We start from the raw sequence: 10,349 nt of genomic DNA on the forward strand, positions 1-10,349 counted from the left end.
ATTTTATACAGAGGAATCAGGCTGGCTGGCTTCCTTTAATTCAGCTTGTTCTTTGGGTTCAAATAAAATAATTCCCACAAGAATAACCATTCCCACAGACACGGCAGAATCAGCGATATTAAACACTGGCCAGCGCATTTGACCAATGCCAACATCGATAAAATCCACTACCGCACCATAAAGTACTCTGTCGATTAAGTTGCCAATAGCACCGCCTAAAATCAAAGCAAGTGCCAATTTTACAAACACCTTGTCTCCCCTGGTACGAATTAAATAGACAAAAACTACAATACTTGCAAGAATCGAAAAAATAGTGAATAGGGTTTTATTTCCAATCTGAATACCAAATGCCATCCCCGGATTTTGAATATAGGTATAACGTAAGAAATCTCCCAGGATCTCTTCAGATTGACCAAGAAACATATTTTTTTTTGTAAGAATCTTAGTAATTTGATCAATAGCGATTACAACAGTACTAATCATAAAATATTTCAGCGAAATGTTCTTAAGCATGTTTGCCATTCAATAATGTTAAACCTTACTGATTTCTTCTTTAGATTTACAAGTAATACATAGCCGGGCATGAGGAACCGCTTCCAATCTTGCATCAGATATGTCACCCTTGCATTCAATACATTTTCCATAATCTCCGTTGGCTATTCTGTCAAGTGCCTCTTCGATGTGGTAGATCAACCGGCCTTCCCTGTACTCCATCATGAACGCCTTTTCTCTTTCCTGGGCATCCGAACCCTGGTCTGCCATATGAGAAGAATAGGAGGAATTATCACCGCTTGCATCTTTCATTGTATCTTTGAAAGAATTCTCACGGATATATTCCATTTGATCCTCCATCTCCTTTCGATTTATTAACAACAGTTTCTGGTATTGCTTTAACTTGTTCTTTTCCATTTTTTCACTCCCGCTATTTAACTGATCCCTTGGAATTTCAAACCTGATATTGAAATCTTAATATCCTGGCCATCTATCTTCCAGTCTTTTGAATAATCCAGGTTTTGGATCTTGAAATCTAGGTTCTCAGCAAGTGTTTCGTTCTTAATATAACTTTCCCAATTGCTTAAAGCACCAATAAATTCTTCAGGAGCATCCACATTGATATTAATTCTATCTACAACTTCGAGTCCATGTTCTTTTCTCATATTCTGAACCCGGTTGACAAATTCACGGGCGAATCCTTCCTGTTTTAGTGATTCGCTAATTTTCAAATTCAACCCAACAGCCATGTTGTTTTGGATTTGAACGACCATATCAGGCGGATTTTCCGTTGAGATGATCACATCTTCTAAAGTGATATCGGCATTTCCATTACCCAATGAAAGATCGTACTCGTTATTTTCTTGTAAGGCTAATATCTCGTGATGTTTTAACTTCTCTATTTGTCCAACTACTTTATTTACATCTTTTCCAAACTTTGGCCCCAGGGATTTGAAATTCCCTTTTGCTTTCAGAATGGCCAGGTCGTCCGGGTTGTCCAAAAATTCAATGGTTTTGACATTAATCTCTTCTAAAATTAAGCCTTGCATTTTGCATAAGGCGTTTCTTTGTTTTTCTGATTGAACCGCAATCACAATTTTCTTTAGCGGTTGTCTAACCTTCATTCCCGCAGCGCTGCGTAAAGCCCTTGCGACACTTACAACGTTTCGGGTTATCTCCATTCTACTTAACAATTCCTCATCGGAAGCTGAAAACTCACGTTGAGTTTGGTCGGGATAAAAAGCCAAATGAACGCTTTCATAAGGTTCGGTTTGGTTTGTATTTAGATTTCTATATAAAGCATCAGCGATGAAGGGAGCAAATGGCGCAATCAATTTCGACAAGGTGAGTAAAACTTCATACAACGTCTTATATGCAGAGATTTTATCATCACCCATCTCATTTTTCCAAAACCTTCGACGTGACCTTCTCACATACCAGTTTGATAGCTCTTCAATCGTGAAATCGCTAATTGCACGCGCCGCTTTGGTTAAATCATAACGTTGTAAGAATTCATTGACTTCCCCAACCAACCGATTACGAGCAGACAAAATCCAAAGATCCATTTCCGGACGATTCTCGATTGCAGGTCCATCTTCCGTGTATTGGAATCCATCAATATTTGCATACATTACGAAGAATGAATAGGTGTTTATGAGCGTGCCAAAAAATTTACGCTGAACTTCTTTAATTCCTTCAGGATCGAATTTTGTGGGTGTCCACGGTGGGCTAACGGTAAAGAAATACCAGCGCAACGGATCGACGCCAAACTGTTCGATGATCTCAAATGGATCAACCGTATTGCCTTTTGATTTGCTCATCTTTTGACCATTCTGATCCAAAATCAACTCGAGAGACACACAAGCTTTATAAGCCGGTTCGTCAAACAGCAATGTCGAAATTGCCAATAAAGAATAAAACCAACCTCTTGTTTGGTCGATCCCTTCGGAAATGAAATCCGCTGGAAAATTTCGTTTGAAAATATCCTGGTTTTCAAAGGGATAGTGCCATTGGGCATATGGCATCGCGCCGGAATCAAACCAAACATCGATCACCTCAGGCACACGTTTCATTTTGGTTTGACATTTTTCACATGGTATTTCCACATCGTCAATATAAGGTTTATGCAAATCAGGAATCTCTTTTAGATTGGATTTTTGCGATAACTCTTCCATACTGCCAATCATCAATTGAAAATCACAATTAGTACATTTCCAAATATTCAGAGGCGTTCCCCAAAACCGGTCGCGGGAAAGGGTCCAGTCTACATTATTCCTAAGCCATTCGCCAAACCTGCCTTCTCCAACTTCTTTTGGAATCCATTGAATCTTCTTATTATTGGCCAGCAAGTTTTCTTTTAATTTTGTGGTTCGAATAAACCAGGATTCTTTAGCGTAATACAAAAGCGGTGAATCGCAGCGCCAACAAAAAGGGTAGCTATGATGACAAATCTCTGCATGATATAATAACCCGCGCTGCTTTATATTTTTAATGATGTCTTTATCTGCATCTTTAACAAATTGTTGTTTAAAATCGGTGATCTCTTCAGTAAAACGACCAGATTTATCTACGGGCTGCAAAAACGGTAAATTATATTTTTGACCCATGCGGTAATCATCCTCACCAAATGCCGGTGCAGTATGTACAATCCCGGTTCCTTCTTCGGTAGTGACAAAATCACCTAAAATAACATACCAGGCTTTTTTATCCGGCTTTATAAAACTGAATAAAGGATCATACTCAATGTTTTCAAGCTTACGGCCTTTTATTTCTTCAATGATCTCATAGTCGCCTTCAATTACCGAAAGTCTTTGCTTTACGAGGATGAGCTTTTCACCATTGAGGCGAATCTTAACATAGGTCTCATCGGGATGAACCGCCAAAGCCGCGTTTGAAATGAGAGTCCATGGCGTTGTGGTCCAGATCAGGAAATAGGTGTCGGGGGCTTCTTTCAATTTCATTTTTACGAAGATCGAAGGATCAGGAACATCTTTATAGCCCAGGGAAACCTCATGGCTAGACAACGCGGTTTCACAACGAGGACAATACGGGAGGACCTTGTGGCCTTCGTACAACAAGCCTTTTTGCCAGAACTCTTTTAATATCCACCAAACTGATTCAATATATTCATTACTGTAAGTGATATACGGATCGTCCAAATCAACCCAGAAAGCAATTCGCCGGGTGAGTTCGTCCCATTCTGCTTTATAGCGGAAAACATTCTCTTTACATTTTTCGTTGAATTTAGCGATTCCGTACTCGATGATCTGCTCTTTCCCCTCGATACCCAATTCTTTTTCAACTTCAATTTCAACCGGGAGACCATGGGTATCCCAACCTGCTTTTCGTTCCACGCGGTATCCCTGCATGGTTCGTAGCCGGCAGACAAAATCTTTTACTGCTCGAGAGATTACATGATGAATACCTGGTTTGCCATTGGCGGTAGGCGGCCCTTCGTAGAAGACAAAAAGTTTTTCCGGATCACGGGAATTCACACTTTTGTGGAAAATATCGTTCTTTTCCCAAAAAGCGAGAATTTCCAGTTCCAACTGCGGAAATTCATGGGGTGATGGAAGTTCTTTAAACACAGATCGCCTTATTTTTTCCGGTTAAAAAAAATTAAAAAGATGAATAATATAATATAATCACCCCTTAATTTCAATCGAAATGGATTTACAAAAGAAGATGTATGAATAACTTATTTTTCTACTCGGCAAATGAACGAGAGCCATTCATTTTTACTTTTTCCCTGAATCACTAAAAGCCCATTCTGCTTTAAAATTCCAGTCACTTCTGTCTTTTCTTCAATAAGAAAACCCGATAGAATAAACCGGCCTCTATTGGGTTCTAGAAAAGGTACTAATTGCGGAATTAATAACAGTAATTTGCTGGAAAGCATATTGGCAAGTATCAAATCGAACGTTTTCATTCCGATTTTAAAATTAGCCTGATCGCTCACAAAAAATAGAATGCTTTTAACTTCATTCAGTACCGCATTGGTTTTTGCTGTTTGAACCGCAACCTCGTCAATGTCAAAACCTGTTGTGAATGAAGCGCCTAGTTTTGCAGCTGCGATAGCTAAAATGCCGGAACCTGTACCTGCATCCAAAACCCGCATGCCCGGCCTTAGGAACTCCAGCATTGCGTTCAGCATTAACCTGGTAGTCTCGTGACCGCCGGTACCAAAGGCTTGTTGAGGATCGATAGTGATGACGATCTGCCCTGGTTTCGGTTGAATGGTCTCCCAGGAAGGTGTGATTACCATTCGTGAGCCAATAATGATGGACTTAAAAAATTCTTTCCAGTTTTCCTGCCAATCTTCCGGATACACTTTATCAATTTGAATGTTAAAACCTTCATTGATTGCAAGAGCTTGATTGGCAAATTCCAGTTGCTTTTGACATTTTCTACGAATGTGCTCGATGTCTTTTTCTGTTGAGAAATATGCAATAATGACATCAGATACTTCCTCGATGCCTTCAGCTCCAAATTCGAACAAAGTACTAGCAATGATTTCGGTGAGGGGTGGTTTGACTGCAATGGTGAGTTTATGCCAGAATTTGGAGGTGGGTTGGGGGTTGTTCATAACATATTGCCTATCTTCTCCGCTTCTCCTATTTGTCCATTTCTCGGTTCTTCTTTTTTCCGTCTCACGTTTCACTAATAGGTGCTAATCATTTTGCAGAATCATACTTAGAGAGGTTCTCCGTATCACTGACTGAAAAACTTGTTATCTCAATTAGTTTTTTCTCTTGTGCAAATCCTTTCATCGGAAAAATAAAAACAAGAAGCAAAATAGTGATTTGTAAATACTTGAATGATTTCATGATCCACTCTCTTTTGGATTAAAGTTTAAGGCTTTCACTTATTTTGAAATAGCCCTGTTTGCGATGGAGTTCAACTCCTCGACGAGCTAATATTAATTTTTTCACTCGTTCATATTTATATTTTCAAACTGAAGATTAAGCTTTTCCTGAAACTATTTATTTTAAGATGGTCGTTTTTGTATTCAGTTTTAGGCAGATCACGGCTGCTAGTATCATTCGGTAAAACCTTTTCGAATACAATTTTTCCATTTAAGTCATAAACCTGGAATTTAGTACTTTTAAAACTGTACAAAGTAATGATTAATTTATTCTGGCTAAGTGGTCTGTTTCATAAATTCGGTGACGTATTTTTAAACGGAGCTATAAGCTGTAGTAATTTGTTTATCTCAATTACCCCTCCTAACCTTCCCTTATCAAGGGGAGGAATTTCCCCTCCTTGTTTAAGGAGGGGGTAGGGGAGGTTTAATAATATTGATAAGTACAATTTTAATACGTTACAGTAATTATGTTTTTATATACTAAGTAATATGTTTCTTGGCCTGTGAATCGTCCTTACATCTCCTTTTCCAACGTGGATGGGCCAATTCGGCATAATAACACCATTTTCATCATCAAATAAATAAATATAGCTTGATTTATCTCTTGCACTTTTATTGACCGATACAGCAGCCAAATACTTTCCATCCGCACTGTATGTAACCCGAAGGTCACCTTTAAATTCTGTAGGATACTCTCGCAATGGATTTCCATTACGGTCAAAAACATAGACTATACCCGCCCTTTCACCGATAGCCACTTTGTCGTTGCTAATTGCTAATTGTAAGGTACTGAGCATATTATTTTTCCGCCAGAGTTCTTTCCCTTGCGCATCTATTGCTATTAAGCCATTTTTGCTCCCAGAATAATCCTCAACCATACTATTTATTATTAAAAATCTTTTATCAGGTGATACATATGCATTTATCCCATGAACAGTGTAAGAATTGGAAAATGTATTAATAAGTTGACCCGATTTGCTATGAAGAGAAATTGGCTTATGAGAAGCTACCCTAAAAAAATAGCCCATTTCGGTTGGTATGAGGAAAAAATCTCTATCGTTGTTTTGTGAGAAAAGAAATTCGCCTTCATGATCATAAACTCGTTTAATAAAGTTTGAACCATGCCTTGGCCTGTCCATCTCTCTTATGATCACATAATCCTTGGTGATTAGATTTACTGATTCAAGATCCTTTTTTAAATTTAGCTGGGTTCCATTGCTGAAAATAATTTTAGAGCCGGATGTTCTTTTTTCAAGAAAAGAAACTTTAGAAAACCCCAGCCGTTCGGCTTTGGCATTAAACTGTATAATTTGCTCAGGAGTTGTTTCTTCATTCACATCTAAACGTGCAATTTCCTGGAAAGACTTAGCGCTTTCCTGCTTTTGAAATCCCAGTACAACATTCAATTTTAAACTTAGCGCCATAAACAACATTACTGTCGAATTGACTTTCAAATTCATGTTAGACTCATTTTATATTTCATTTTTTTAAATTAAAAATCCTACCTACACCAAGCTGATTTATAAACAGGTGATTGTTTTTATAGTCAATTTCAGTGACATTAGAATTGTCTAGATATCTTTTGCGAAATTTGGTTTCAAAAATAACTGACCCTGTTAGATCATAAACTCTATATTTTCTATTTAGAACATTCGATATGGTTACAATTAATTTGTTTTCTAAAATCGCAAGTCGGATTGGAGTGTAAGGATTGCTTGAATTTTCGTCATGGATATGGACAGGCCAGTTTTGTATCACAGTTCCTTGCTCATCATCAATTAGATATAAATAGCTAGACTTATCTTCTAAGCTTCTATTAGTCGATGCAGCTGCCAGGTATTTTCCATTTGAACTAAAAGTAACTGCCACATCCCCTTTAAATTTTGTCGGATATTCTCTCAATTGATTTCCCTCACGATCAAAAACATAAACAATGCCACTTTCATGTCCTATTGCGACTTTTTTATTACTGATTGCCAATTGTCGCGTGCTTCGCAAATCGGGCTTTCGCCAGAGTTCTTTTCCAACTGAATTTATAGCAATTAATGCAGTTTGTTGACCAGAAAGATCATTAATTACGCTATTAATTATCATATAACTCTTGTCGGGTGAAGCATGAACCATTCGCCAATCGTTAATACTATAAGTGTTTGAAAAAGTATTGATGAGGCTGCCAAATTTATCGTAAAGAGTGATTGGCTTACGGGAAGCCATCCTAAAAACGAAACCCAGTTCGGTTAGGACAAGACTAAAATTGCTATCATTTTGTTGAGAGAACAGGAACGTACCATTCCTGTCATATACCCTCTTGATAAATCTTGTTGGGTATTCAGGGCGATCGCGCTCGTTAACGATAACAAAATCTTTTGTTATCCTCGCGACTCTTTCGAGAGGCCAATTTAAATTTAACTGAACATCGTTACTGAAAATAATTTTGGAACTTGAAGCGTTTTTTTCAAAGTACGTGGGTTTGGCGAAGCCAAGTTCTTCGGCTTTGGCATTAAACTGCATGATTTGCTCAGGAGTTGTATTTTCATTCACATCTATGCGTGCAATTTCCTGGAAAGACTTAGCGCTTTCTTGGTTTTGAAAGCCGAATGCTACATGAAATTCAAGACACGCTATCATTAGAAAGATTAATGTCGAATTGACTTTCAAATTCATATTAGACTCATTTCGTATTTATATTTTTTAGATGAAAAATACCACCTACACCAAGCTGATTAATAAACAGGTGATTGTTTTTGTAATCAATTTCAGTGACATTGTAATTATCAATTACATCTTTCTATCCCGTAGGGATCCAATATTTGTAGCAATTCTATTCTTTTAGTCCATTAAAGTCCCGTAGGAACGAGATATAAGATGGCAAGTGTTTTCTATTCCGTCCCTACGGGACTTGCTATTTTTACTTGTTAGAATGGTTGCTATAAATATTTTATCCCTAATGGGACTGTTAACTGAATTCTGTTAATTCTTTAAACTATCTGCTTCCTTTCAATTTTAACTATCAAGCCAAGAAACGATAGAAATACTTATACATTTTTGCGATGAACCATTATTAATTCTTTTCTTTTATACTTTTGGGAAATTTATACAACAGCCCATTACTAACGCCCAGAACTTGAAAAGAGACACCCTTGATGTATATATTCTCAACATTCACATGATCATATGAATTTATTGACATTGGAAGTTCCAAAAGCAGTTTCCCTGAAAAATTATATACTCTATAAATTCTAGTTGATATAAAATCAAAAGTTACACATACCAAATTGTTGATAATAGATATTTCCACTGGCGTCCCCTTCTTGCTTTTTCGGCTATCAAAGAAGATAGGCCAATTTTCCATCAATTTTACTTTAGCATCATCAAATAGATATACATAACTTTCTCTATATGGTCGTTCACTTGTTTTTAATGAGGTTGAAATTACTGCAAGGTATCTTCCATCCTCGCTAAATGTCACTGCCCCATATCCGGAAAAACTAACCGGATAGGATCTGAGTTCTTCACCTGAACGATTGAAAACAAAAACACTACTCCCCCACGGATTAATTGCCACTTTATCATTACTAATACCAAGTTGTCTTTGACTTCCTAATCCAGCAATGCGTCAAAGCTCATTTCCGTGTGCTCCAAAAGCAATTAGTGCACGATTTCTATTACGGTTATGACCATTTCTTGAAACAGCTTCTTTTACCCTTGCACTAATCACAAAAAAACTTCTATCAGGGGAGGTATCGACTTTACTAAAGTTATAGAGACCATGAGGACCGTCTCTAAAAATTTGCTTTATAAAAAGTCCCGCTTCGGTTGGATAAAGATATTTTGCTTTCGTTGAAAACAACTTTTCACCCTTTATATTATAGACTTGTTGTTCAATTAAAGTTGGGTAACGCGGATGGTTTGTATCTCGTATAACTATGTAATCTTGAGAAAATTTATGTACTCCTTGCAATTTGTTTTTTCAAAAACAATTCTTTACCATTAGCAAAAATTATCTTCTCACATTCTTCACTGCGCAGTAGAAATTGTCCTTTCGGAGCGCCAAGTTCGCCAGCCGGTTTGTTGAATTTTATAATATCTGCTGTGGTAGAATTTTGATCTACTTTCACAACAATGTATTCCTTGTGTGTTTGGAGGAGATTTTGTGCGAGACTGGGTCTTGGTATTAAAAAAAGAAATGATAGAATTAAAAAAGATTTGATGTTTTTATTCATATTAATTCCTTTGGATTTAAAACCGTTGAAACGGTTCTAATTTATTGTTTTTTATCATTAGTTCAATATCCATTCTTCATTTACTGCGAAAATGTTAATGAGACACAAAACAGAGTAAATATTCTTAATTTCATTTTACAAACATCTACTCGCCGATCTTTGGCGCTTTGATATTTCTCCATAACGGCGCAAAGCTCGCTCTTATTTCTCCTTTTATCCGTCTTACGGCCTAATATTCATTTCATTCTTTCTTTTTATTCTTTTCTCTTTCTAACATTTTTTTGCGGAATTTCTCACGCCCTTTCAATAATAATTCTTCTTGACGCTTGTATTTTTCTAATAGAGCAATTTCTTCTTCGCTTAATTCGTCTTTGTTTAATAGTTCAATCTTTGGATGAATAATGTAAATACTAATCAAACGACGTACCGGATCTTTTATCTGTTTAAAAATATGTGTTGCCCACAAATCTCTTCGTTCAACATAGTTTTTAGAGGTCAAATGCAAGATGAAAGTGCACCGGTTAGTTTAAGTTTATTTTTCGTAGTTTTGTTAATAAGAAAAGATTTTTCATAAAGGATTTTCTGTTGTTTATCTTGTTCTTTGAATACAGTTAACGTTTCATTTTTAAGATTCCATTTAGCGACAACAAAGAAGTTAATCCATTCAGCTGGCAAGGGTATTTCTTCATTGAGTAAATTAATGCAGCCTTGTCCAGGTTTGGATTCACTTTCTTTAATTTGTCTTAGGAAATAGAGATTCGGAACAATTT

12 protein-coding genes are annotated in these 10,349 nt (G+C 36.9%); all 12 read right to left on the bottom strand.

Annotated features, from left to right (window positions below; genetic code table 11):
- Positions 1-3: 3 nt before the first annotated feature.
- On the bottom strand, positions 4-483 hold the full coding sequence (gene lspA, locus IIC38_05100; protein MCH8125321.1) for a signal peptidase II: 480 nt from the start codon (positions 481-483) through the stop codon (positions 4-6).
- Between the two features lie 48 nt (positions 484-531).
- Positions 532-909 (bottom strand): TraR/DksA C4-type zinc finger protein, encoded by a 378-nt coding sequence (locus IIC38_05105; GenBank protein ID MCH8125322.1) that lies wholly within the window; start codon positions 907-909, stop codon positions 532-534.
- Positions 910-926: 17 nt separating this feature from the next.
- Positions 927-4,079 carry an isoleucine--tRNA ligase gene (locus IIC38_05110; GenBank protein ID MCH8125323.1) on the bottom strand — a complete coding sequence of 1,051 codons (3,153 nt, stop codon included), beginning with the start codon at positions 4,077-4,079 and terminating at the stop codon, positions 927-929.
- Between the two features lie 110 nt (positions 4,080-4,189).
- The gene (gene prmA / locus IIC38_05115) at positions 4,190-5,152 is read right to left on the bottom strand and encodes a 50S ribosomal protein L11 methyltransferase (protein MCH8125324.1); all 963 of its coding nucleotides are present in this window, start codon (positions 5,150-5,152) and stop codon (positions 4,190-4,192) included.
- A gap of 13 nt (positions 5,153-5,165) precedes the next feature.
- Positions 5,166-5,318: a hypothetical protein gene (locus tag IIC38_05120; GenBank protein ID MCH8125325.1), complete on the bottom strand. Its 153-nt coding sequence runs from the start codon at positions 5,316-5,318 to the stop codon at positions 5,166-5,168.
- Positions 5,319-5,829: 511 nt separating this feature from the next.
- Positions 5,830-6,816 carry a hypothetical protein gene (locus tag IIC38_05125; GenBank protein MCH8125326.1) on the bottom strand — a complete coding sequence of 329 codons (987 nt, stop codon included), beginning with the start codon at positions 6,814-6,816 and terminating at the stop codon, positions 5,830-5,832.
- 19 nt (positions 6,817-6,835) lie between these two features.
- The gene (locus IIC38_05130) at positions 6,836-8,020 is read right to left on the bottom strand and encodes a hypothetical protein (GenBank protein MCH8125327.1); all 1,185 of its coding nucleotides are present in this window, start codon (positions 8,018-8,020) and stop codon (positions 6,836-6,838) included.
- Between the two features lie 397 nt (positions 8,021-8,417).
- On the bottom strand, positions 8,418-8,921 hold the full coding sequence (locus IIC38_05135; protein ID MCH8125328.1) for a hypothetical protein: 504 nt from the start codon (positions 8,919-8,921) through the stop codon (positions 8,418-8,420).
- 51 nt (positions 8,922-8,972) lie between these two features.
- On the bottom strand, positions 8,973-9,317 hold the full coding sequence (locus IIC38_05140; GenBank protein MCH8125329.1) for a hypothetical protein: 345 nt from the start codon (positions 9,315-9,317) through the stop codon (positions 8,973-8,975).
- Positions 9,301-9,579, bottom strand: coding sequence for a hypothetical protein (locus IIC38_05145; GenBank protein MCH8125330.1), 279 nt, complete (start codon positions 9,577-9,579; stop codon positions 9,301-9,303). The genes IIC38_05140 and IIC38_05145 overlap by 17 nt, the downstream gene beginning before the upstream one ends.
- A 241-nt stretch (positions 9,580-9,820) precedes the next feature.
- On the bottom strand, positions 9,821-10,045 hold the full coding sequence (locus tag IIC38_05150) for a hypothetical protein (GenBank protein ID MCH8125331.1): 225 nt from the start codon (positions 10,043-10,045) through the stop codon (positions 9,821-9,823).
- Positions 10,046-10,074: 29 nt separating this feature from the next.
- On the bottom strand, positions 10,075-10,349 hold a 275-nt coding region (locus IIC38_05155; protein ID MCH8125332.1), incomplete at its 5' end, for a hypothetical protein.

This window comes from candidate division KSB1 bacterium, from assembly GCA_022566355.1.
GTDB lineage: Bacteria > Zhuqueibacterota > JdFR-76 > JdFR-76 > DREG01 > JADFJB01.

Excerpts from the sequence above, each read along its gene's own strand:
- lspA (MCH8125321.1), bottom strand. The coding sequence starts at position 483 with ATGATTAGTACTGTTGTAATCGCTATTGATCAAATTACTAAGATTCTT.
- IIC38_05120 (MCH8125325.1), bottom strand. The coding sequence starts at position 5,318 with ATGAAATCATTCAAGTATTTACAAATCACTATTTTGCTTCTTGTTTTT.
- IIC38_05125 (MCH8125326.1), bottom strand. The coding sequence starts at position 6,816 with ATGAATTTGAAAGTCAATTCGACAGTAATGTTGTTTATGGCGCTAAGT.
- IIC38_05105 (MCH8125322.1), bottom strand. The coding sequence starts at position 909 with ATGGAAAAGAACAAGTTAAAGCAATACCAGAAACTGTTGTTAATAAAT.
- IIC38_05130 (MCH8125327.1), bottom strand. The coding sequence starts at position 8,020 with ATGAATTTGAAAGTCAATTCGACATTAATCTTTCTAATGATAGCGTGT.
- IIC38_05145 (MCH8125330.1), bottom strand. The coding sequence starts at position 9,579 with ATGAATAAAAACATCAAATCTTTTTTAATTCTATCATTTCTTTTTTTA.